The 23,850-nt window shown below is 60.8% G+C and carries 14 protein-coding genes, 1 tRNA gene and 5 pseudogenes; 13 read left to right on the top strand and 7 right to left on the bottom strand.

The genetic code is table 11. The features are described 5' to 3' along the window. Nucleotides 1–335: 335 nt before the first annotated feature. Nucleotides 336–6,067 (bottom strand): annotated as a pseudogene (uvrA, locus tag CD04_RS21270) (excinuclease ABC subunit UvrA). A gap of 125 nt (nt 6,068–6,192) precedes the next feature. Between uvrA and CD04_RS0101860 the strand changes: the two are divergent. The 3 genes from CD04_RS0101860 to CD04_RS0101850 all read left to right on the top strand — a co-directional run bounded on the left by CD04_RS0101860 (nt 6,193) and on the right by CD04_RS0101850 (nt 10,278). Beyond that, nucleotides 6,193–7,983, top strand: coding sequence for an ABC transporter transmembrane domain-containing protein (locus CD04_RS0101860; protein WP_031404118.1), 1,791 nt, complete (start codon nt 6,193–6,195; stop codon nt 7,981–7,983). 123 nt (nt 7,984–8,106) lie between these two features. Then, on the top strand, nt 8,107–8,835 hold the full coding sequence (gene ompR / locus CD04_RS0101855) for a two-component system response regulator OmpR (RefSeq protein ID WP_031404117.1): 729 nt from the start codon (nt 8,107–8,109) through the stop codon (nt 8,833–8,835). Nucleotides 8,836–8,856: 21 nt separating this feature from the next. Beyond that, the gene (locus CD04_RS0101850; protein WP_231480426.1) at nt 8,857–10,278 is read left to right on the top strand and encodes an ATP-binding protein; all 1,422 of its coding nucleotides are present in this window, start codon (nt 8,857–8,859) and stop codon (nt 10,276–10,278) included. Between the two features lie 9 nt (nt 10,279–10,287). Here CD04_RS0101850 and CD04_RS0101845 read toward each other — a convergent pair whose 3' ends face one another. Together CD04_RS0101845 and CD04_RS0101840 are read right to left on the bottom strand one after the other, a co-directional pair. After that, complete coding sequence (locus CD04_RS0101845; RefSeq protein ID WP_051848852.1) at nt 10,288–10,653, bottom strand: RnfH family protein; 366 nt, start codon at nt 10,651–10,653, stop codon at nt 10,288–10,290. Beyond that, nucleotides 10,646–11,080 carry a type II toxin-antitoxin system RatA family toxin gene (locus tag CD04_RS0101840; protein ID WP_031404114.1) on the bottom strand — a complete coding sequence of 145 codons (435 nt, stop codon included), beginning with the start codon at nt 11,078–11,080 and terminating at the stop codon, nt 10,646–10,648. The genes CD04_RS0101845 and CD04_RS0101840 overlap by 8 nt, the downstream gene beginning before the upstream one ends. A 61-nt stretch (nt 11,081–11,141) precedes the next feature. On the opposite strand from CD04_RS0101840, the gene smpB reads away from it, so the two are divergent. Then, nucleotides 11,142–11,591 carry an SsrA-binding protein SmpB gene (smpB, locus tag CD04_RS0101835; RefSeq protein WP_031404113.1) on the top strand — a complete coding sequence of 150 codons (450 nt, stop codon included), beginning with the start codon at nt 11,142–11,144 and terminating at the stop codon, nt 11,589–11,591. A gap of 87 nt (nt 11,592–11,678) precedes the next feature. Here the strand turns inward: smpB and aceA are convergent, their stop codons facing one another. Next, nucleotides 11,679–12,986, bottom strand: coding sequence for an isocitrate lyase (gene aceA, locus CD04_RS0101830; RefSeq protein WP_031404112.1), 1,308 nt, complete (start codon nt 12,984–12,986; stop codon nt 11,679–11,681). Between the two features lie 301 nt (nt 12,987–13,287). Here aceA and CD04_RS0101825 point away from each other — a divergent pair, with 301 nt between their 5' ends. From CD04_RS0101825 to CD04_RS0101820, 3 genes and pseudogenes are all read left to right on the top strand, one after another. Beyond that, nucleotides 13,288–13,854, top strand: a complete 567-nt coding sequence (locus CD04_RS0101825) for a chromate transporter (RefSeq protein WP_031404111.1) — start codon at nt 13,288–13,290, stop codon at nt 13,852–13,854. Between the two features lie 544 nt (nt 13,855–14,398). Further along, nucleotides 14,399–14,981, top strand: a pseudogene (locus CD04_RS22880) (chromate transporter). Next, complete coding sequence (locus CD04_RS0101820; RefSeq protein ID WP_081857748.1) at nt 14,870–16,549, top strand: NAD(P)H-hydrate dehydratase; 1,680 nt, start codon at nt 14,870–14,872, stop codon at nt 16,547–16,549. The pseudogene CD04_RS22880 and the gene CD04_RS0101820 overlap by 112 nt, the downstream one beginning before the upstream one ends. An 8-nt stretch (nt 16,550–16,557) precedes the next feature. Here the strand turns inward: CD04_RS0101820 and rnr are convergent, their stop codons facing one another. Further along, a complete protein-coding gene (gene rnr, locus CD04_RS0101815; protein ID WP_031404109.1) occupies nt 16,558–18,930 on the bottom strand; it encodes a ribonuclease R in 2,373 nt (790 codons plus the stop codon). 111 nt (nt 18,931–19,041) lie between these two features. On the opposite strand from rnr, the gene CD04_RS0101810 reads away from it, so the two are divergent. From CD04_RS0101810 to CD04_RS0101800, 3 genes and pseudogenes are all read left to right on the top strand, one after another. Continuing rightward, a tRNA-Leu gene (locus tag CD04_RS0101810) sits at nt 19,042–19,126 on the top strand. Nucleotides 19,127–19,365: 239 nt separating this feature from the next. Further along, on the top strand, nt 19,366–19,575 hold the full coding sequence (locus tag CD04_RS0101805; RefSeq protein ID WP_031404108.1) for an Arm DNA-binding domain-containing protein: 210 nt from the start codon (nt 19,366–19,368) through the stop codon (nt 19,573–19,575). A 51-nt stretch (nt 19,576–19,626) separates the two neighbouring features. Then, nucleotides 19,627–20,130: pseudogene (locus CD04_RS0101800) on the top strand (winged helix-turn-helix domain-containing protein); the annotation flags it as partial. 15 nt (nt 20,131–20,145) lie between these two features. On the opposite strand, the gene CD04_RS0101795 reads toward CD04_RS0101800, so the two are convergent. Further along, nucleotides 20,146–21,096 (bottom strand): IS110 family transposase, encoded by a 951-nt coding sequence (locus CD04_RS0101795; RefSeq protein WP_369792815.1) that lies wholly within the window; start codon nt 21,094–21,096, stop codon nt 20,146–20,148. 235 nt (nt 21,097–21,331) lie between these two features. On the opposite strand from CD04_RS0101795, the pseudogene CD04_RS0101790 reads away from it, so the two are divergent. From CD04_RS0101790 to CD04_RS24025, 3 genes and pseudogenes are all read left to right on the top strand, one after another. After that, a pseudogene (locus CD04_RS0101790) lies at nt 21,332–21,868 on the top strand (IS630 family transposase); the annotation flags it as partial. After that, nucleotides 21,859–22,047 (top strand): annotated as a pseudogene (locus CD04_RS22875) (IS5/IS1182 family transposase); the annotation flags it as partial. The pseudogenes CD04_RS0101790 and CD04_RS22875, both read left to right, overlap by 10 nt. 412 nt (nt 22,048–22,459) lie before the next feature. Beyond that, nucleotides 22,460–22,804 carry a tyrosine-type recombinase/integrase gene (locus tag CD04_RS24025; RefSeq protein WP_255331740.1) on the top strand — a complete coding sequence of 115 codons (345 nt, stop codon included), beginning with the start codon at nt 22,460–22,462 and terminating at the stop codon, nt 22,802–22,804. Between the two features lie 267 nt (nt 22,805–23,071). Here CD04_RS24025 and CD04_RS0101770 read toward each other — a convergent pair whose 3' ends face one another. Continuing rightward, nucleotides 23,072–23,749 (bottom strand): hypothetical protein, encoded by a 678-nt coding sequence (locus CD04_RS0101770; RefSeq protein WP_031404105.1) that lies wholly within the window; start codon nt 23,747–23,749, stop codon nt 23,072–23,074. Nucleotides 23,750–23,850 lie beyond the last annotated feature (101 nt).

Genomic DNA, 23,850 nt, shown 5'->3' with positions numbered 1-23,850 from the left:
TTCTTGTCCGGAAACCCAAGCGCAGACAGTGACGCTCGCTACGCCGATGGTCACCAAGACCAAATCAACCGCGATGCCCGCGATCCCGACCCGCTCTGGCATGGTGTCGAACTCGTTTTGGCGGGGGCTCGGAATTCGGCCTTTGGCCAGGAGAACGGCTGGTAAGACACCCAAACAAGCCCGGACTAAGCGCAAGCACTGCAAAGAACGCTTTAGCCATGGCAGGTAGTACCGCTTTCAGGTTTCTGGCAACTGCGCCGACAAGTCAGGGCCTTCAGCCCCAACGCGGCTCATGGATCTGGCAAAAGCTCAGTGTGGAAACCGCGCCCGCGACTTTACGCCTCGATTGGTTGGTGAGCCTGGCCGCGCTCACGTAGGAAGGCGCCGAGAGCGTGGGCCGTGTGCCCAACACTTCCGGCTTCGATGTATACAGCTGGCGGACCCTGCCGGACCAACGCGCCTCCACCCGAACCTCCCTCAGGGCCAAGATCGACGATCCAATCGCTTGACGCCATCACGTCCAGGTTGTGCTCGACCACCACCACTGTGTGACCAGCCTCAGCGAGGCGCAGCAACACACGGATCAGCTTCTCCACGTCAGCCATATGAAGGCCCACGGTGGGCTCATCCAGTACATATAAAGTGGGCCGGGTCGCGGCGGTCGCCAGTTCGGTGACGAGTTTCAACCGCTGAGCCTCGCCGCCCGAGAGCTGGGGACTGGGTTGACCCAGACGAAGATAACCCAACCCGACATCCTGGAGAAGTTGCAGTGGGCGGGTGATACGCGGGTGCGCAGCGAAGAACTCGAGGGCCGCGTCCACGCTCAAATTCAGCACCTCGCCCACCGAGAGTCCTCGCAGTTTGACGCTCAAAGACTCGGTGTTGAAGCGCAGCCCGCCGCAATCGTCACAAGGCTGGATCACGTCTGGCAGAAAGTTCATTTCCACTCGCACCGCACCCTGCCCCTCGCAGCTCGGGCAGCGCCCCGGGCCGGTATTGAAAGAAAATCGCCCGGCATCGAAACCGCGCACGCGCGCTTCCAGCGTGTCTGCGAACAAGCGCCGGATCGCATCCCAGATGCCCACGTATGTGGCCGGGCAGGAGCGTGGCGTCTTGCCAATGGGCGCCTGGTCCACCTCCAGAACGCGCTCTATCACCCGCATGCCCGAAAGGGCCGTGCAGCCTACAGCATGACCTCCCCCCCCAACAAAGATTTGGCGCTGGCGAAGAGCACACCGCGCGCCAGGCTCGACTTACCCGATCCCGAGACCCCTGTCACCACGGATAGCCTTCCAACCGGAAACTGCACATCAACATTGCGCAGATTGTGCAGATGCGCTCCGAGCACATTCAAGGCTGGGGTTTGAAGGCTCGTGGCAGGCCGTGGCACCAGAGGGTGATGAAGTGGCTCACGCAGATAGCGGGCCGTGATCGAGTCAGGGTGATGCATCAATTCCTCGAGGGTGCCTTGGGCAACCACACGACCGCCTTGGCTCCCTGCGCCGGGCCCAATGTCAAGAATGCTGTCTGCGCGTCGAATTGTGTCCTCGTCGTGTTCGACCACCACGAGAGTGTTCCCGCGCGCACGCAGCTCATCCAGCGCGCTGAGCAAACGCTGGTTGTCACGCGGGTGAAGTCCGATGGTCGGCTCATCGAGCACGTAGGCAACGCCACGTAGATTGCTTCCGAGTTGGGCGGCGAGACGAATGCGCTGTGCCTCTCCGCCTGACAGCGTCGGCGCGGCCCGATCAAGCCCCAAATAGCCAAGGCCCACGCGCTGCAAAAACTGCAGGCGTGTTTGGATTTCGTCAAGCAAGTCACGGGCAATCGCCTGCTCGCGAGAGTCCAGCAGCAACTGGTCCAGCCAAGCATGCGCAGCATCCACGGCCAGGCCTGAAAGATCAGCGATGGACCGGTTGTGGAACCGCACGGCCAGCGACACGCGGTTAAGGCGCGATCCATGGCACTGCACGCAAGGCTGTGCCTCGCCCCGGTCCCTCCACGCACCCTCCTCGCCCGTCTGTTCGGCATCAAAGCCCGGTAGATGCGCTCCAGTGCCAAAACATGTCGGACACCAGCCAGCTGATGAGTTGTAGGAGAACTGGCGAGGGTCAAGCTCGGGGAAGCTGCGCGCACACACCGGGCAGGCGCGGCGCGTACTGAATTGGCGCAGATCCAAGCCAGCGTGAGCGCCGACGACGTCGCCGGCCGCCATTGCCACACGCAGCTTGGGCAGGGGCCACACCACTTGCACCATGCCTTTACCGAGTTGGACGGCCTCGTGCACGAGCGCACGCAAACCTGCCTCGTTCTCCGGAACCACCGCCAACTCACCCAACGGCAGAGAAATGTCGTGCTCACGGAAACGATCGGGCCGTGGCCAGGGGTCCGTGGGAAGAAACAGACCGTCCACCCATAAATGGCTGTGGCCGCGCTTGGAAGCCCATTGCGCGAGCTCGACATAGATCCCTTTGCGTTGCACCACCAGGGGCGCCATGACACCCACCGTCTGACCGCGAAGTTCGCGGAGCAATTGCCCAACGATCATCTCTTCGCTCTGCGGCGCAATGGGCACTTGGCAGTCGGGGCAATACTGCGTGCCGAGCTTGGCATAGATCAAGCGGAGAAAGGGATGAACCTCGGTGAGCGTACCCACCGTACTCTTGCGCCCCCCGCGGCTGGTGCGCTGGGCGATCGCGACAGTGGGAGGGATGCCGAAGATGGCGTCGACATCCGGTCGCGGCGGCGGTTGTACAAACTGCCGTGCGTACGCGTTGATCGATTCCAGATAGCGCCGCTGCCCTTCGCTAAACAGCACATCAAAAGCAAGGGAACTCTTCCCCGAACCGGATACACCGGTGATTACTGTCATGCTGCCTCGCGGTAGATCCACGTCGAGATTGCACAGGTTGTGTTCGCGCGCGTGGCGGATCGCGATAAACCCCTCGCGCGCCCGCCGCACTGCCTGCGCCAAATAAGCGCCCTGCTCGTTCTCAACGTGCTGAAGATTGAAGTCACCGGCGCCGCCGCGACTCAGGCCAGACCTTTCCAGGGCCTGCGGATCGTGCTGCTCTTGCGCAGGCACGAGGGTTGAGCGAGGCACCTCCGGCGTGCGCATTGATCCTGACCGGCTTCCCACTTGTAATCGGTAGGCCGCTAGGGCTCGCCCGGTGCTTGAAGCGGCGCAAGACTCGACGGCATCTGGCGGGCCGGCAACCACGATTGTCCCGCCCGCATCGCCACCATCCGGACCAAGGTCGATCACCCAGTCGCTTGCGGCAACCATATCCAGATTGTGCTCAATCAACACGACGCTATGCCCAGCGTCGACGAGTTCATGCAAAGCGCGCAGCAGCTTGGCAATGTCATCGAAATGCAAGCCCGTTGTCGGCTCGTCGAGCAAAAATAAACTGCCCTTGCGCGCACCGCGTCCCGCCGTTTTTCGGGCCTCTGCGAGAAACGCGGCAAGCTTGAGCCGTTGCGCCTCGCCGCCGGAAAGCGTGGGCGTTGGTTGGCCCAGCCGCAGGTAATCCAACCCGACCGCGGACAACGCCTTCAACCCAAACTGCAGATCACGATCGCCTGTGAATGCACCCAGTGCATCGGCAACAGTGAGTTCCAGAACATCGGCAACGCTCAGGCTACGGCCGTCAGTGAGGTCGATCTTGACCTCTAGCACTTCTGCGCGATAGCGCCGGCCATCACAATCCGCACACCGCAGGTAAACGTCAGAAAGGAATTGCATCTCGACGTGCTCGAAGCCCGAGCCCCCACAGGTGGGGCACCGACCATCCCCGCTGTTGAAGCTGAAGGTTCCCGCCGTATAACCACGCCGCTTCGACTCGGGCAAAGCAGCGAAGCGCTTACGCAGGGCATCGAAAGCGCCCACAAAGCTCACTGGGTTCGATCGTGCCGTCTTGCCCATGGATGACTGGTCCACCAACACGACATCTGCGACCTGCTCAGCACCCAGCAGACGGTCATGCGCACCCGGCTCGGGCGCTGCCTTACCCAGCGCGCGCGCAAGAGCGGGGTAAAGCACATCGCCCACCAATGTCGACTTTCCGCAGCCGGACACCCCCGTGACCGCCACGAGCGCGCGCAATGGGAATTCTGCCGTGGCGACGCGCAGGTTGTGCTCACGCGCGCCTTCCAAGATGAGCCGGGGCACGGTGAGCCCCCCAGCGGCATCAATGCCGAGACGGCGCGGGGCACGATCGGGCTGCACCCGGCGCTCACCCCGGAGATAGGCTCCAGTGAGCGTGGGCGCCCGCCGCAGACCGTCGAGGTCCCCTTGGTAAACCAGCTCACCGCCGCGCTCACCCGCACCAGGGCCCAATTCAATGAGGTGATCGGCAGCCAGCATGACCTGTGGGTCATGCTCGACGATCAGCAAGGAATTGCCCGCTTCCTTTAAGCCATTCAGGACGGTGTTCAAGCGGTGAAGATCGCGCGGGTGCAGGCCAATGGATGGCTCGTCGAGCACGAATAGAGTCTGGGTGAGCGACGTGCCCAGCCCGGTGGTGAGATTGATGCGCTGCACCTCGCCGCCTGAAAGCGTGCGAGACTGCCGATCAAGCGTGAGATAGCCTAGCCCTACGTCGAGCAGGTAGCGCAGGCGCGCACGGATTTCGTCCAGTAGCAGGCGGGTAGCGGCGTCTGCTCCGAACTCGCTTTCCATTGCTGCAAAAAACGCATGGGCCCTTTCAACCGGCAGTTGCATCACATCGTGCAAAGACAACCCGGGGATCTGCCTGAGCACGGCGTCGGTCCAGCCGATGCCATGCGGCCGAAACCGCTGGCCGTCGCCCAGCGCCCTATCCGCCATCTCGCGACTGCCAACACGCCAGAGTAGACCGTCGAGCTTGAGGCGCGCGCCCCCACAGGTCGGACAGGTGCTGCTACTGCGGTATTTCGAAAGCAGCACGCGCACGTGCATCTTGTAGGTTCTGGTCTCCAGCCAGTCGAAGAACCGGCGAATGCCGTAGTACTGCTTTTCCCATTGACCCTTCCAGTGCGGGTCACCCTCAATCACCCAATGGCGCTCCTCCTCGGTCAGCTCCGCCCAGGGCACATTGAGGCGCACACCAGCGGCTTGCGCATATTGCTCCAAGTCCTTCTGCGCATCCTTGAAACTGGCGGTTTGCCAGGGTTTGACCGCTCCTTGTTTTAGGCTCTTGCGCGCATCCGGAATCACCAAACCCCAGTCCACTCCCAGCGTACGCCCAAAGCCGCGACAGGTCTCGCAGGCGCCTACTGGCGAGTTGAAGCTGAACTGGCCGGGGCTCGGATCACGGTAAGCGATGTCGCAATGCGCGCAGTGCAGATCTGAGGAGTAGCGCCAAGCGTGAGCGCAACCGACAACCTCAGGCACGCCAGGCTCGGCAAGTGTCCACACCGCGATCCGGCCCTGTCCCAGGCGTAGGCCCGCCTCCACTGCCTCCATCAGCCGCACACGCTCGACCGTACTGCAACGGAAGCGGTCTTGAACGATATGCAAGATCCGGCTTTCCCGATGCTGAATACGCGTGTAGCCCTGCGCCGCCAGGCCCTGCAAAATTTCATCCTCCGTCAACCCGTCGGGGATCGGCACTGGAAAGGTGAGCGCCAAGCGCGGGTCGGCTGCTCCTGCGGCACGCTCGTACAGATCAGCTGCGATACTCGCCGGGTTATCGCGGCGCACTTCATTGCCGCACTGGCGGCAAAACAGCCGGCTGGAGCGCGCAAACAGGAGTTTGAGGTGATCGGCCAGTTCGGTCATCGTCCCCACGGTTGATCGCGAGGTGCGTACCGGATTCGTCTGATCGATGGCGATGGCGGGCAGAATGCCTCGGATGCGGTCGACCTGCGGTCGATCCATGCGATCCAGGAATTGGCGCGCGTAGGGCGAGAAGGTCTCGACATAGCGCCTCTGCCCCTCGGCGTAGATGGTGTCGAACACCAACGAACTCTTACCTGAGCCTGATACCCCCGTGACAACAACGATTTGCCCCGTGGGTATGTCCAGATTGAGGTTTTTCAGGTTATTCTGGCGCGCACCCTCGATGTGGATGGCAGGGCTTGGCATGAGAGAGGAAATGGAATCGCGGGTGGTCATCACGTGACTATACGCAGACCCCGGGTTCGTCTGCCAGCGCGGGGGATTGGCGGCGCTTACCCGTTCGCGGCACCTGGCACCGGCTAGGATGCAGCATGGCTATTTCCACATCGCCCCCCGCCCTGGCCGCCACGCGCAATATCGGCCCGCTGCGACAACTGCTGCCCTTTATACGTCCGTACCGCGGCCGCGTTGTCCTGGCATTGCTGTTCCTTCTGCTGGCGGCGTGCAGCACGCTGAGTTTCCCGCTTGCCCTTCGTTGGCTGATCGACGGCGGGCTGACCAGTCCGGCAAAGGTTGCCAGCGGCGGTGGGCTGGCTGTCCACTTTGCCGGGCTTTTTGGCCTGGCGCTATTGCTTGGCGTATTCTCCGCTGCGCGTTACTACATGGTCAGCTGGCTAGGCGAGCGCGTGACGTGCGACCTGCGCAACCGTGTCTACAGTCATGTACTCGCGCAGTCTCCCCAGTTTTTTGAGCATACGCAAACAGGCGAAGTGCTCTCGCGGCTGACCACGGATACAACGCTGGTGCAGACCGTGGTGGGATCGAGCCTTTCGATGGGCCTGCGCAATACCCTTGTGTTGGTCGGTGGCATGGCGATGTTGGTTGCCACCAGCCCACGTCTGATGCTCACCGTGATCGTTGTCATGCTTCTCGTGGTGCTGCCTGCGGTCACCATCGGCCGAAGAGTGCGCCGACTGTCGCGTGCAAGCCAGGACCGCGTCGCAGACTCCAGCGCCATCGCCGCCGAGGTGCTTAACGCCATCTCCGCGGTTCAGAGCTACGTGCGCGAAGCCGACGAGGCGCGCCGCTTTGGGCAGGCCTCGGAAAACGCCTTTGCCACGGCGGTTCGCCGCAGCCGCATGCGCGCTTTGCTCACAGCCTTCATCATCGTCGCGCTGTTTGGCGCACTGATCTACGGACTTTACCTGGGCACGATCGCGGTCGTCGAGGGCCGAATGAGCGCTGGTGTACTCGGACAGACGGTCCTGTACATCGGCTTGGTGGCAGGAGCCGCAGCAACGCTAGCGGAGGTGTTTGGCGACCTCCTGCGCGCGGCTGGCGCCACAGAGAGACTGATGGAACTGCTGGCCGAACGCTCGCCGGTGGCCAATCCGGTCCAACCCCAAGCCTTCCCCGCCGCGCGTGGCGGTTCAAGCCTGCAATTCGCGCACGTACGTTTCAACTACCCCTCCCGCCCGGACCAGCCCGCTCTCGACGATTTCTCGTTGGTCGTGGGAGCTGGCGAAACAGTTGCCCTGGTTGGCCCAAGCGGCGCCGGCAAGACCACCGTGTTTCAACTATTGCTGCGCTTCTACGACGTGCAGCATGGTGCGGTGAGCGTGGATGACGTTCGGGTGGACCATGCAGACCTGAAAGCACTGCGCGAACGCATCGGACTGGTGTCACAGGACGCCGTGATATTTTCCGCGAGCGCGTTGTCCAACATCCGCTATGGACGTCCTGATGCCGGCGAACATGAGGTCATCGAAGCCGCGCGCGCGGCACAGGCTGACAGCTTCATTCGGGAACTACCGCAGGGGTACAACACCTATCTTGGCGAACGCGGCGTACGTCTTTCGGGTGGCCAGCGCCAGCGCATCAGCATAGCCCGCGCCATCCTGAAAAATGCGCCGCTGCTTCTCCTCGATGAGGCAACGAGCGCACTGGACGCCCAAAGCGAGCGTGCAGTACAGGCGGCTCTGGATCATGCCATGCAGGGCCGCACTGCCCTCGTCATCGCCCACCGTCTGGCCACGGTCCAGCGCGCAGACCGCATTGTGGTGATGGAGCGCGGGCGCATTATCGACACCGGCACGCATTCGGATCTGATGAGGCGCGGTGGCCTGTATGCCCATCTTGCCTCCTTGCAATTCATGCACTAGCCAGGCAAAACTTGTCGACTTGGGAGCAACGCAGTTACATTTGATTTGTTGGCACCGATTTCAGCCGTTCGTAGCTGGTTCAGCACAATTTGGTGCCTTTGCCCGTCAACCTTTCATCCCGCTATGCAACAAGACAAACCCAAGAAGATTCTGGTTGTCGACGACGATGCCCGTATTCGTGACCTTCTGCGCCGCTACCTGGCGCAGGAAAATTATGAGGTATTCGTTGCCGAGGACGCGAAAGCGATGCAGCGCGTGATGGTCAAGGAACGATTTGACCTGATCGTGCTCGACCTGATGCTCCCAGGCGAGGATGGTTTGACCGTATGCAAGCGCATGCGCGCCTCCAAGGACTTCACGCCCATCATCATGCTCACTGCAAAGGGAGAGGATGTCGACCGGATCATTGGCTTGGAGGTCGGCGCGGACGACTACCTGCCCAAACCGTTCAATCCCCGCGAACTGCTCGCACGCATCAGCGCCGTGCTGCGTCGGCAGCCCAACCCCGAGCTACCGGGAGCACCGGCACGGGATGATGAAACCGTCCTGTTTGGCCCCTTCAGCCTTGATTTGGCGCGGCGCGAGCTTTCACGCGACGGCGAGCTCATCAGCCTGACCACCGGCGAGTTCGCAATGCTTAAAGCCCTTGTCCGCCATCCGCGGCAGCCTCTCTCGCGCGACCGTTTGGCCGAACTGGCCCGCGGGCGGGACTACGAAGCGTTCGACCGCAGCTTGGATGTCGCAATCTCGCGCCTGCGGAAAATCGTCGAGGTCGACCCCGCTCATCCCCGCTACATCCAAACGGTCTGGGGAGTGGGCTATGTGTTTGTGCCCGACACAAAGGACGTTTGACGTCCGGTATTGAACCGCGTGGTGGACATCACGTCCTCTTCGACCGCTCAGGCAACCCAGACCACGCCGAGGCTCAGCCTAGCGCGGCGCGTATTCGGTGGTCTGTCGGGTCGGCTGTACTGGCGAACCTTCTTTCTCATCGTGTTGCTGGTTTCAGCCAGCCTGGCGGTCTGGTTCCAGAGCTTTCGCGTGTTGCAGCTGGGACCGCAGGTCGAGCAGACATCGCGCCAGATCACGAGCTTGATCGATCTGACCCGTATCGCATTGGTCCACTCTGCTCCCGAGTACCGCACGGCGCTGCTCGACGAACTGGTCAAGCGGGAGGATATCTATATTTACCCGCGCCAATCCGCCGATCAATGGACACCGATGGCGTACACAGCGTTCACCCGCCGGCTGGCCCAATCGGTGGATCGGCGCCTGCGAGAGAAACTTGATTTTGCGGATGTCGTGAACGGGCGGCCGGGCCTGTGGATTGGCTTTCGCATCGACGGCGACGATTATTGGCTTCTGCTTGACCGCTCCCGTATTGACACTTCGTTGGGCGAGGCTTGGATCATCTGGGGCGTGCTGGCCACATTACTGGCGCTGATTGGCGCGGCCATCATTGCCAGTTTTGTCAATCGCCCATTGCGTGATCTGAGCATAGCCACGGCCCAGGTGCGCGAAGGGAACTTCTCGCACCAGCTTGACGAAACATCGGGCACACAGGAAATCCGCGAGGTCAACCGGGGTTTCAACCGCATGGCCAGAGCCTTGCAAGAAATCGAACAAGACCGGGCGCTGATGCTGGCCGGCATTTCGCACGACATTCGTACGCCCCTTGCCAGGCTGCGCCTCGAAGCTGAACTCAGCGTGCCAGACGCGCAAGCGCAGCACGACATCATCGCTGACATTGAGCAAGCTGACTCCATTATCAGCAAGTTCATGGAATATGCTCGAGCCGCAAGCCCGACGCGCGAGCGCGTGCAGCTGCCCGACTTGGTTGCCAAGATTGTGGCCGACTCGACCAAGGTGGCTGACATGACCGTCCGCATGCCCCGAAATGCAGAAGCCTCCGCACTAGGCGATCCACTGGAGTTGCAGCGGATCGTCGTTAATCTCATCGAGAATGCCCGGCGCTACGGTCGATCGCCCGGTACCGATCGTGTGGAATTGGACATTGGATTCGCAAAGCGCGGGTCTGAAATATGTTTGAGCGTGCGCGACCATGGGCCGGGTGTGCCCGCCGAGCAACTGCCTCTTCTCACCCAGCCATTTTTTCGTGGTGATGAGGCACGCACGGCGGCCAAGGGCACGGGTCTGGGGCTGGCCATCGTGGACAAAACCATCGCCCGCATGGGCGGGCGACTGGAGATCAGTAACGCCAAAGGGGGGGGATTGATGCTCCGCATTTGGCTCCCGCGCGATCCTGCCGACGTCCTACCTCCGGCGCAGCTCTGAGTCGAGCGCTCAGCCGCGCCGCGCCGCGCCACGCACCACTGCCCGTCCCGACGTACGCGCGCGCTGGCGTCGCGCCTCTTTCGGGTCCACCTTCAGCGCGCGCGTAATGTCAATGCGCTCGCCCCCGCGAAGGATGGCGTCCGCTTGCCTCAATACACCGTGTACCGCCAAGCGAAACTCACCACCAGGCTCGCGCCAGCTCGCATTGGGTAGGGCCACGTCAAGACCACTGGCAACCACTGCATCAGCCAAGTTTGCTCCCGCCGGCAATCGCACGCTGCGCAGTTGGGGCGATCCCTGCGCTGGCGCCCAAAAAACCTGCACGTCGATCCACCCCTCCTGTATGCCGGGCAGACCTTGAATAAGGTTAGCCATACACGCGCTCCGCACGTTGCACAAAGGCCTCAACAAATGTCTTTGCGATATGGCCAAACACAGGACCAATGACGGCCTCCACCAGTCTGCTTGAGAAATGGTAGTCAAGCTCGAAGTCAATCTTGCAGGCCTTGTCGTCTTCAAGTGGAGTGAAATGCCAATGGCCCTGCAGATCCGAGAATGGCCCCTCAACAAGACGCAAATGGATCTCACGCCCAGGTATCTGCGTGTTTTCGGTGGTGAAACTCTGCTTGACGCCTTTAAAGTCAATGCGGATGGTCGCACGCATATGCTCAGACGTGGACTCATGAACGTCTGCGCCCCCGCACCACGGCAGGAACTGAGGATATGAGGCGACGTCGGTCACCAGTCCATACATCTGATTTGCGCTATACCAAATAAGGACGGACCTGCGGACGACGGCCATGGGATGGGCTTCTTAAAATAGCTGATTGTAAAAAACCAGCCAGACCCCATCTGGCACCATCATGAGCATTGCCGAAAACCGGAAGGCCGCATTCAACTATTTCCTCGAAGACCGATTTGAGGCCGGCATCGTGCTGGAAGGCTGGGAGGTGAAGGCGATTCGAGCAGGCAGGGCGCAATTGCTGGACGGGTACGTGCTCATCCGAGATGGTGAGCTGTTCCTCGTCGGCATGAACGTCACGGCGTTGCAAAGCGCGTCCACACACGTCCGCCCAGACGCAAGCAGAAGCCGCAAGTTGCTGCTACACAAGGACGAGATTCGCCGCCTGATCGGCAAGGTGGAACAACGCGGCTACACGCTGGTGCCGCTGAACCTGCACTATAAGGGTGCGCGCATCAAGGTCGATTTTGCCCTCGGTCGCGGCAAGAAACTGCACGACAAGCGAGACACAGAGGCCAAACGGGACTGGCAGCGCGAAAAAGCGCGCATCATGCGCCACGCTAACAAATAGGCCCATGGCGAAAAAAAGCCGGGCCCTTGCGGGCCCGGCCGGGTGCGTCTCCTCACCTCTGATCGGGATGGCCCTGCCTGCAGCGATTTATGCCACCTTCTTCTCGAAGAACTGTTCGTCCTCTGTCGAACCCTTGAGCGCTGCGGTCGATGCTTCATTCTCGATCGTCGTGGTGACGGCATCGAAATAGCCGGTACCGACCTCACGCTGGTGTTTGACAGCCGTAAAGCCCTTGTCTGCTGCAGAAAATTCCTTTTCCTGCAGCTCGACAAAAGCACTCATCTGGTTACGCGCGTAACCATGCGCCAGCTCAAACATCGAATAGTTGAGCGCGTGGAAGCCGGCCAATGTGATGAACTGGAACTTGTAGCCCATCGCGCCCAGTTCCTTTTGGAACTTCGCGATGGTTGCGTCATCCAGGTTCTTTTTCCAATTGAATGAAGGCGAGCAGTTATAGGCCAACATCTTGCCAGGAAACTTCGCATGGATGGCTTCCGCAAATGCCTTGGCGTAGGCCAAGTCAGGCTTTCCGGTTTCACACCATACAAGGTCAGCATAAGGTGCGTAAGCCAAGCCGCGCGAGATCGCCTGCTGCAAGCCGGGTTTGGTGCGGTAAAAGCCCTCAATGGTTCTTTCGCCGGTGCAGAACGGCTTATCGTTGTCATCGACGTCGGCAGTAAGCAAGTCGGCGGCCTCGGCATCGGTGCGGGCAACAAGCACGGTAGGCACGCCCATCACGTCAGCCGCAAGACGCGCCGCCGTCAGCTTCGCCACGGCCTCGCGCGTAGGCACGAGAACCTTGCCCCCCATGTGGCCGCATTTTTTCACCGATGCCAACTGATCTTCAAAATGCACGCCAGCCGCGCCCGCCTCAATCATGGCCTTCATCAGCTCAAAGGCATTAAGCACGCCCCCGAAGCCCGCTTCGGCGTCGGCCACAATTGGGGCAAAATAATCGATATAGTCGTTGTCGCCCGGATTCTTGCCTTCCATCCATTGAATCTGATCAGCACGGGTTAGCGTGTTGTTGATGCGTTTGACGACGCTGGGAACTGAATTGGCCGGATACAACGACTGATCTGGATACATCTCCCCTGCAAGGTTTGCGTCACCTGCGACCTGCCAGCCCGACAAATAGATAGCCTTCAGGCCAGCCTTCACCTGTTGCATCGCCTGATTGCCAGTGAGCGCGCCCAATGCATTAACGAAGGGTTCCCCATGCATGTCCTTCCACAAGCGATCTGCACCGCGCTTGGCCAGCGTGTGATCCACCATGACGGAGCCTCGCAGTTTGACCACATCGCTCGCGGTGTAGCCGCGCTGTATGCCAGCCCAACGGGCGTTGTGGGTCCAATCGTGTTGAAGCTGCTGTATTTGCTGTTCGCGGGTTGCCATGAGAGGATCTCCATGAGAAGGTGCTAAGGACACCCAAAGCTTATCTCATATGTGCACTGCAGCAATGTGTTGTATCTTATAGAAGACTAATTTTTATTCACTTTATAATCAATATGATATGTAGTTGTTTTCTTATTATGAAAAGATAAATCATCATCCTGAAGAAGACGACATTGCATAGCAGCATCTACTTTTCATATCGCGGAACAAGATCTCCGTATCGTGAAAGCGACGAATGTTGATCGGGCTTGAATGCGTGGCCAGCTCTCGCATTGCACGATCGCCAACCAAACCCTCACCCATGCACCAACATGTCGTCTTGACCGCGGTCCGTCCTGGCCCCCGTGATCTGCGCGAGCTTTTCTGGTCGTTCAACCGCTTGACCCTCTCGGGATTTGGTGGGGTGTTGCCTTTTGCACAACGCACGCTGGTGGACGAAAAGCAGTGGTTGAGCCGCGATGAATTTGTCGGTCTGCTTTCGGTCAGCCAGGTACTTCCCGGGCCCAATTTGATCAATTTGGCCTTGATGATCGGCCAGCGCAGCTTCGGCTGGAAGGGAGCGCTGGCAGCCTTGGCCGGAATGCTGGCTGCGCCGGTGTCGATCGTGCTTCTTATCGCTGTCGGCTATTCGACTTGGGCCAGCCTTCCGGCGCTGCATGACGCCTTGCGTGGCATGGAGTTGGTCACAACGGGGCTGGTCATCGCAATGGCGCTGCGGCTTACCCCAGTGCTGCGCACTGCGTGGGCGGTGCCGCTGTGGGCCGCAATGGCCTTCATCGGCGTCGGATTAATGCACTGGCAACTGCTCACGGTCATGCTGGCACTTGGTCCGGCTGCCGTCTTCCTGGCGCGCTATCGGCGTAGATGACCTAAGGCTCGTCTGTACTATCCACACCTCGATGGCATCAGACCCGGCGTTCACAGCGCAAGCTTCCGCGATTTTGGCCTCGATCCATAATATTCAAGCCGATGAGCCATCGATCACATACGTGTAACTGGAAAGCCGGGTCGGTTGCGCAGCCATGCCGCGCTGCCATCCGCGCCGAGCCCGCGTGGCCTTGTTTTCGTTGTCCACGCCAGCTCCCTCGCACGTCCTGCGGCACAGGCCAACGCCCTTGCACGCGCGGCATGCATCACGCGCCGCCCCCAGTCGAGTTCGCGTTGACCCGTTCAGCGCGAACTCCGGAATGGCGATAGAAATGCAGCGCCGTATATCAAAGTCAAAGCGCAATCAAGACAGCGACGCACCGAGATGCAATTGCTCAGCCCGTCGCGATTTACCAAACCAGAGCAGGCAGGCCTCTGGTTCCTCCCAGACAAGCTGATGAACGTTTACGCTCAGTGCGTTCGGCCCAAATCTGGTTGCGCTTCCCGGCTTGTTCGGCCATTTCCTGCTGTGGTCGTTACTTTCGGTGGGTGGCGCAATCGGGCTCCTTCCCGACATGCACCGTTACCTTGTGGACGCTCAGCATTGGGTCACGGACACAGAGTTCAACGCTGCGCTGGCCCTCGCCCGGGCCCAATATGACTCTGCTCGCCACACTGCTGGGTTGGCATGTCGCCGGGCTGGCGGGCGCCCTGGCCGGCGCGGTAGGCCTCATTCTCCCCTCCACGCTGATCACGCTGGCCTATTTCCGCTTCAGCAGCGACAATCCAGCACATCGGTGGATACGAGCGCTCCATGATGGTCTGGCTCCGGTTACGGTGGGCCTCTTGCTCTCGGCCGGCTGGCTGCTAGCCGAGCAGAATGTTCACAACGCGGGAGGGCATTGGGGTCATGGCTGTGATCGGATTGAGTCTCTGGACGCGGGTCAATCCACTGTGGCTGCTACTGGCCGGCGCAGTTGCAGGTGCCCTGGGATGGCTATAAATAAGAGCCCGCCATGCTTCGCATACTCCCGTCCTCACAGCATTCGCCTTTGCCCGTATGGAGCGAGGCTGCTCTACGCCGCATTGAGCGCATTGCTGCACAAGCGCTGCAGCCGCATACGCTGATGCAGCGTGCAGGGCGTGGCATCGCGGCACTGGCACGGGCCCGGTTTCCACATACGCGCCGTGTTCTCGTTCTGTGCGGGCCGGGAAATAATGGCGGCGATGGGCTCGCAGCTGCGTCCATGTTGGCCAAGCAGGATATGGAGGTCGAGGTATTGGTGGTGGCCTGCGGTGACGCGACGCAGTGGACAGCCGACCGCCGTCCTGCCGACTGGTGCTGGGCCTTGGACCAAGCACAAGGCTCCGGGGTCCGGCTCAGGGACTGGGGCGCAACCGATTCGGCAACACTTTTTCAGTGGGCCGAACTTGTCATCGACGCGCTCGTGGGTTTAGGGCTGAGTCGGGCGCCAGAGGGTGAACTCGGTAACGCGATCGCAGCGCTGCATCGGACTCGCGCGCCCGTGCTCGCGGCAGATTTGCCATCAGGCCTTTCTGCGGATACTGGCACAGCCCCAGGCCTGTGCGTCCGCGCCCAAGTCACCTTGACCTTTCTGGGCCTCAAGCCGGGACTCCTTACGGGACCCTCCGCGCCCGCCTGCGGCGAGCTGTGGCTTGACACACTCGACTGCCGGCCCGACGACTTACCCGGTCACGAGCTCGCTCCCACTGCACGTCTCGTGGATGGTTACTGCGCCTTGGCCGCATTGCCCCCGCTACGCGCAGCGGCCCACAAAGGGCAGCGCGGCGACGTACGCGTGTTCGGCGGCAGCAGTGGCATGGCAGGCGCAGCGCTGCTGTGCGCCAGGTCTTCCCTTGCCATGGGCGCAGGCCGGGTATTCGCAGCCTTGTTCGACCCCGCCGCATCTGTAGTGGATCCCGTGTGGCCCGAACTGATGTTGCGCCGCCCCGCCGCCCTTCTACTTCAGGCCCAGGCAGCCAAGCTCAGCAGCGCTGGTTGTGACGTCTTCGGGCCGGGCGCGGGAGCCTCGCCAGATGCTCTGGACGTGCTGGAGACCCTCATCAAGGTTGATGGCCCGCTGGTGATCGATGCGGACGGCCTCAACCTGCTAGCCGCTGAGGCGCGCGACGGCCCGCTTTGGCGTGCGTTGCGCGCGCGAACCCGTCCAGCCTGGTTGACGCCACATCCGCGCGAGGCGGCCCGTCTGCTGCAGTGGGATACTGGCCAAGTGCAGGCCAATCGCCTGGATGCGGCCGCCGAACTTGTGGCCACAAGCCATGCCCACTGTGTGCTTAAAGGCGCGGGTAGCGTGATCGCCACCACCACCGGCGAGTTGTGGATCAACCCGAGCGGAAACGGCCTGCTGGCCACAGCAGGCACGGGTGATGTCCTGGCCGGCGCATTGGCCGCGTTCCTTGCGCACGTACCCCGGGCAGAGCTTGCCGCGACGCAGGCTGCCGTGTGGCTGCATGGAGCTGGTGCCGATTGCGTGGTGCGCGAACAGGCCGAGTTGCGAGCTGGGACTTTGCCACAGTGGATGCTGCGGGCTTGGGCCGTTGCGCGTACCGCGGCAGCAGAGCAGGAGTTCGCGCCTAGCCCGTTCGGTGACCCTGGAGACACCGCATGGGCGCGAACTTGCGCCATGGTGCGTGAGGGGCCTGGCGCAGCCTAGTTGAGTCGCTATTTCGTACGGCTTCGCTTTTTCGGCGCAACAGATTTGCTCGCGGTTCCAGCCCGTTTTGCCGAGCCCTTGCTGCTGCCCTTCGCGGCAGGCGCCTTCGTCGTGGCTTTGATGTGCTGCCGCTCTGACGTCACCGCGTTGCGCTTTCCGCCGGTGGCCGCCGTGCGGACACGCTTGGCCTGGGTCACACTGCGGTCTTCGCGCTCCACGGGCAACTCGAACACGCTGTTGTCACTATCGTCAAGCGCGGCACCGAGCGGGGCGAGCACGGACTCTACGCGCCCGCGGCGGCGCGACGACGCCGCGCTGGCCGCGCCACCACCCATCGCGCGCAATGGGTCCGCCACCATGCGAAAATCGATCTTGCGGCCATCAAGATCGACCCGGCTTACCTGCACCAACACGCGGTCACCAAGGCCATAGCGCTTGCCGGTGCGTTCGCCCCGTAACTCGTTGCGCGCTTCGTCGAATCGGAAGTACTCGGCTCCAAGTTCCGAAATGTGGATCAACCCCTCCACATACAAGGCCGTGAGTTGGACGAAGATGCCGAAGCTCGTCACCGCCGTAATGGCACCGACGAACTCCTCACCAAGCTTGTCACGCATGTACCAGCACTTGAGCCAGCTCTCGACGTCGCGCGTGGCTTCATCGGCCCGTCGCTCATTTGCTGAACAATGCTGGCCCACCGCTTCCCACGCCAACAATTCGTCTGAGGCGGGTTTGATGCGTTTGACGCTCACTTCCACACCCGCCTTGAGCTTGGCCTGCGCGGCCTTGGATTGCGCCTGCGCACTGGGCAACGACAAGACCATACTTTCAGGTGGCTGCAATTTGTATCGCTGTGACGCGAGTACGGCCTTGATTGCGCGATGGGTCAGCAGGTCGGGGTAGCGGCGTATCGGGCTGGTGAAGTGTGCGTAGGCGGTATAGGCCAAACCGAAGTGCCCGCTGTTATGTGGGCTGTAAATTGCCTGCTGCATCGATCGAAGCATCAGGGCGTTGATTTGTGCCGCATCGGGGCGCTCGCGCGCAACATCCGAGAGTTGCTGGTAGTCCGAGGGCTCTGGATTGTCGCCAATGCTGACCGGCAAACCAAGGGTCTTGAGAAAGCTGCGCAACAACGCGAGCTTTTCCGGAGTCGGTCCTTCGTGGACGCGATAGAGGCCTGGATGCTTGTTTCGCTCCAGGAAGTCGGCTGCACTGACATTCGCAGCCAGCATGCATTCTTCGATAAGCCGGTGTGCCTCGTTGCGCGTGCGTAGCGCAATCTTCTCGATTCGCCCGCTGGCATCGCACACAATCTGGGTTTCCGGCACCTCCAGATCAATCGCACCGCGCACACGTCGCGCCTTGAGCAAAGCCGTGTAGACGTCATACAGATGAAGCAGGTGGGGCACCAACTCCGAATGCGCCTGCGCCTCTGCTCCGCGTGTATTTTCCAGAATGGCTGCCACCTCCGTATACGTAAAGCGCGCGTGTGAGCGCATGATGGCCGGATAGAATTGGTACGCCCTGAGTTCGCCCAAACTGTCAATGAGCATGTCACAGACCATGCACAAGCGATCAACCTTCGGGTTGAGCGAGCACAATCCATTGGACAGCTTTTCCGGAATCATGGGAATGACGCGCCTGGGAAAATACACGGACGTAGCGCGTTCCAGCGCGTCGAAATCCAGGGGCTCACCGGGTTTGACGTAGTGTGAAACATCGGCAATCGCTACGATGAGGCGGAAGCCCTCTTCACGGCCTATGTTCGCGGGTTCGCAGTACACCGCATCATCGAAGTCACGTGCATCCTCGCCATCGATTGTGACGAGCGGCACATCGGTGAGATCGTAGCGTCCTGCGCGGTCCTGTTCGCGCACATGCGCAGCCAATGCGGCAACTTGCCTCTCGGTGTCCGCACTGAAACGGTGAGGAACTCCATACTTGCGCACCGCGATCTCAATTTCCATCCCGGGATCATGCAGTTCCCCCAGCACCTCGGTCACTTTGCCAACGGGTTGCGCGTAAGGGGAGGCTGGCTCAGCAATTTCCACACTCACAATCTGGCCAGCTTTGGCAGTGCCGACAGCGTTACCCGGAATCAGGATGTCCTGGGCATAACGCTTGTCCTCAGGGGCCAGCAGCCAGACACCACCTTCCTGCAGGAGACGCCCAATGACGGGGCGGTTCGAGCGCGCCAGAATCTCGATGACTTGGCCTTCAGGCCTGCCTCGCTTGTCCTGGCGCACGATCTTTACCCGTACGCGGTCCAGATGCATCACCGTACGCATCTGCTGCGGAGACAAATATATGTCCTGCACGCCCTGCTCGGAAACCACCAATCCATAGCCGTCACGATGGCCTTGAACAACACCTTCGACAATCACAGTCTCATTCCTCTTGTTGTTGGGAGCACGGGGCCTGCGCTATCGGCCCGGCAGTCACGCATGCGCAGCATACTGGACAGCGCAAAAAATCCTGCTAAGATTTTGCTCCTTGCCCAGATGGCGGAATTGGTAGACGCACTAGTTTCAGGTACTAGCGCCGCGAGGCGTGGAGGTTCGAGTCCTCTTCTGGGCACCAAGAGTTAGTTCACAGCAGTTCGTATTCGTTCAGAAGCCCCTAAGAATTCAAAAACTTAGGGGCTTTTTGTTTCTGCCCTCACCCGCCGTTTTCCGCCTGCATCCAGGGATATCGCGGGGTATTCTCTGGGGTATTCTGATACCCCTCGCCACCGATACCCCAAATGCTATCTGATGCCAAACTGCGGGCGCTGAAGCCCCACGACCAATCCTACCGCGTCAGGGATGAGCGGAGCTTGTATGTGCAAGGTTGCAACGACCGGCTCCATGCTCTGGAGCTTCAAATACACGTTTGACGGCAAGGAAAAGCTGCTTGCCTTGGGCCAATACCCCGACGTTCCCCTTTCCCTGGCGCGAGAACGGCGCGATCAGGCGCGCAAACTTGTGGCGCAGGGCATCGACCCCTCGGCACACAAGAGGGCTGCCAAGAACGTGTTCGGGACGCTATAGATAAGGCCCAATAACATATGAACTTTCAGCAAGTTTTTTGATCCATTGATGATGGAAAAGGAAAACGCAAGGAAGCAAACACTGGAGCAACTTCACGAGCGGCGCAAGCAAGTCGTGAGGTTGCACAAGCGGGGCGTCAAGATCATGCAGATCGTGGACATGACGGGGCTGAGCTACCCGCCCGTTCGAGCGGCCATTGACTTGTACGAGGCTGGCGGCTGGAGCGCCATCCGGCCGACTCGGCGCGGACGCGCCAGAGGCGACGGTCGGGTGCTCAGTCAAGCGCAAGAAGAGACGATCCAGCGCCTGATCATTGACACGCGTCCCGAGCAACTCAAGATGGACTTCCATCTGTGGAGCCGCGCTGCAGTGATGCAACTCATTGAACAGGAGTTCGACATCAAACTGCAGGTGCGCAGCGTTGGAAAGTACCTCACCCGCTGGGGCTTTACGCCGCAAAAGCCCATCAAGCGAGCCTATGAGCAAAGCCCCGCGGCGGTGCAGGCTTGGCTGGAGGGGGAATACCCCGCCATCGAGCAGCGCGCCAGGGCTGAGTAACCGTGTTGAAAGTCAAGCAGTGAAAGGCTGATTTTGAGCGTTCAGATGGTCCCGGGTGATGGCGTTGAGGTGGGTGATCAGCTTGCGCATGCAGGCGATCAAGGCCACTTTCTTGAGCTTGCCTGCGGCCACCAGACGCTTGTAGAAGGCGCGAATGGCGGGGTTGAATCGTGTGGCGGTGAGCGTGGCCATGTACAAGGCACGTCGCACCTCGAAGCGCCCGCCGGTGATGCGTCGTCGGCCTCGGCTGGACCCGGAGTCCTTGGCGTAGGGGGCCACGCCGACCAAGGCACAGATCTGGCGCCGGTTGAGCCGCCCCAGTTCAGGCAGTTCAGCGATCAGGGTTGCGGCAGCGATGCGGCCGATCCCGGCCACGCTTTGCAACAGCTTGGCCATCACGGCATGATGCTGTTCGACATGGCGGACCATTTCGGCATCGACGTCGTCGAGCTGGCGGGCAATCGCCTCGAGCAGGGCATCGATACTCGGGCGCGTCACCGGGCGGGCCAGGCGCAAGCGCTGGCGCTCGGACAACTGCATGGCCACGAGCTGGCGCCTGCGGGTGACCAGGGCTGCGAGATCCTGCTGCTCGGGCTCGCTCAGCGGACGCACGAAGCGCTCGCAGTCGGGGCGCTGGGCCAGCACGGCAGCGAACTCGGCCAGGGTGGCCGCATCGATGCGGTCGGTCTTGGCCAGGCGCTGCATCGCACGAGCGAAGTCACGCGCCATGCGCGGGTTGATGACCGCCACACGCAGACCCACTGCTTGCAACGCGCACGCCAGCGCCGCCTCATAGCCACCGGTGGCCTCCATCAGCACCAGCCCCGGCTGCAGCTTCACCAAGGCGTCGGCCAGAGCGGAATGCCCCTCGGCATCGTTGCTGACATGAGCCAGCTCCGATGGCAAGACTGCTCCCAGGCAAGCCACATCGACATGCGCACTGGCAACGTCGATGCCCACCATCACGGATGATCCAGACATGGTCTTCATATCCCTTCCTTGTGCATGCGAGCAGGCGAAACGCCGCTCAACTAACCGTTCGGGCGTCAGGAAGACCAGCACGGGGTCCGTGCGCAATCGACTCAGCCACGAGCTGGCGAGCACGCTCGCCGACTCCAGGGCGTTTCAGGCTGCACGATCCGGTCCGGTCACCTCAACGGTGATTAGACTGCACCGCGCTGATCTGGTTTAAACATACAAGGGCGGGGAAATTCACTGGGGAGACGAAACCGCGCTGGTCAACACGGACGTGCGCGGCAGAAGCTTTGCCCCTGCGGGCAAAACCCCGGTGGCCATGGCCGTGGGCGGAACGCGCCAGAAGCTCTCGATGATCGCCACGGTGACCAACCAGGGCAAGACCCGCTGGATGATCATCGACGAGGCGTTTGATGCCGACAAGTTGATTGAGTTCTTGCAGGCCTTGATCAAGGATGCGGGCAGGAAGGTATTCCTGATTCTGGACAACCTGAGGGTGCATCACAGCAAGTTGGTGAAGGCGTGGGTCGCCTTACACAACGCGCAGATCGAGCTGTTTTACCTGCCCAGCTACAGCCCCCAACTCAACCCTGAGGAGAGGCTCAACGCCGATCTCAAGCAGGAGATGGGCAAACGCGTGCCGGTGCGAACCAAGGCCAAGTTACGCGAAGCCGCCAACGACCACATGGCGATGCTGGAACAAAACCCGCAGCGTGTGATGAGCTACTTCCAGGACCGGCGCGTTCGCTACGCAGCTTAATACTTCACAGGGCCGGATCAATAAAGCACTGGATGGGGTACACGCACTTCCTGACCCCGCGCCTGCAAGGCGTGGGTACGGAGATGAGCCTGAACGTGCTGGCCTACAACCTCAAGAGGGTGCTCAGCATCCTTGGGTTCGACAAGATGATGCGGGCAATGCAGTTGGTGGGTGGCTGAGCCCCCTGCGCGCCTTCATCGCGCTTCACCGATCACGCCGGGACGCGTTCATTCCGCTCTGGGACGGGCCTTGGACTCCTCGGCCACAGAGTCAGGCCGCGCCAACATCATCACGACTTGGATCCGACCAACTCAATCAGCTTCCGCACAGTCTCGACCCCAACCAGCCGTTTGCATCGCCGGGGATCCAATGACCAGTTCCGGGGTCGAGAAGTCGTGCAACACGACTACCCGCAGACAGCACCTCGGCCTTATGTGGAGCTCCACTGCCCAAAGCCGATTATGTAGATCCCGTGATTATGTTGAGCTTCCCGAGATGCAGTTCGGAGAAGCTCGTGGCAATGAGCTTTTGCGGGTCGAGGATATGGTCCTGACCTCGACATAATTTCAGCAGTTTGAATCGGACTAGCCATTGCTGCTCAATCGCGATGGCCAATCCATGTCGCGATGGAACGTGATGCAGCGACTGAATCACGCCGTACAAGTGGCCGTGGATTCCTGTCCAGGTTTGGCGACACGCCACATCTCGCCGCACGGGATTCGCCACACCACGGCAATGCACTTGCTGCAGGCCGGCGTCGACATCAGCGTCATTGCGCTTTGGCTCGGCCATGAGAGTCCGGCAACGACCCACCAATATGTCGAGGCGGATCTGGCAATGAAGGAGCTGGCACTGGCCAGGCTTCAAGAGCCAGAGAGCACGCTCCGCCGCTATCGGGCGCCCGACTCGCTGATCGACTTCCTGCGGGCGCTCTGATTATGTGGAGATCAAAATCGGCGCCTGCCGCTCCAGACGGTCCGTTGGCGCACGACGCCGGTCGTGGCTCAACATAATCACGGCATCTACATAATCCGCCAAAGCGGGCGGCCCGGCCTCCGCGATCAACGAACCGCGCTCAACTGTAACGACGCCCAATCCGCGCCAACAGTGTGCAGTATCGCCTAGCGGCAAGCGTTTCGGCGATACGTCGGCAGTCCTGCGAGACTGGGATCATTTCGGGGTTGGCGTCGACCGACTTATCCCTTATTTCTTTCCGTGGTAGTCGTAGCCTTCCTCGAAGTACGCGTAGCCGTGGTTCTCGAGATAGAGTTCGCGAGCGAAAGCACCCTGGTTCACGTAGATCCGGCCTCCGGCCTTGGGATCTGGATTGCCGTTGGCATCGTAGGAGAAGAGATTCTTCTTCGTCAGGTGGGCGCCGTTCATGGCGGCGGCACAGGCTTCAATATGAATGTTTACTCCTTCCCGCTTGAGCTTGAAGATACCTTCGATGAATTTCTTCTGCTGCGGGGGAACGGGCTTGACCAACCACTTCAAGGCCGAACCGTGCATGACGCCGATGATGTCAACGTTCTTAGGGTTGATCAAGCCCTTCGCGATCTGCTCTTTCATGACAGCTCCCATCATGAGCATGTGCTTCAAGCCGTTTGAGTTGCCCTTGCCATCAACGGTATCGGTGTCCATGTTGAACACCATCTTCGCCTGCTCTACTTGGACGGGGATGTCAACACAAACAGTCGTGTTCTTGGTGCCGAATTTTTTCGGAAATGCCAGGTTCGTCGCCAATGGCAGGTACTGGCATTGATCGAGCACTTGATTCTGTCCAGCGTTGTTGCTGTCGGCGGCGTATACGACGCTTGAACTAGCGAGTGCGCCAAGAAGGATGGCTGACCCAAGCAAGAACTTCCCGCTCAATTTTTTCATTAATGACTCCTGATGTCGTAGAAAGCGCGCAGAAAATAATAATCACTATGGCGAATCACGAATGTCATCCGCGAACTCGCGCAGCATGAACCTAGCGACAA

Origin of the sequence: Thiomonas sp. FB-Cd (assembly GCF_000733775.1) — a bacterium.
GTDB lineage: Bacteria > Pseudomonadota > Gammaproteobacteria > Burkholderiales > Burkholderiaceae_C > Thiomonas_A.
The sequence above is the reverse complement of the archived record's forward strand: the minus strand, read 5'-3'. Positions and strand labels throughout refer to the sequence as shown.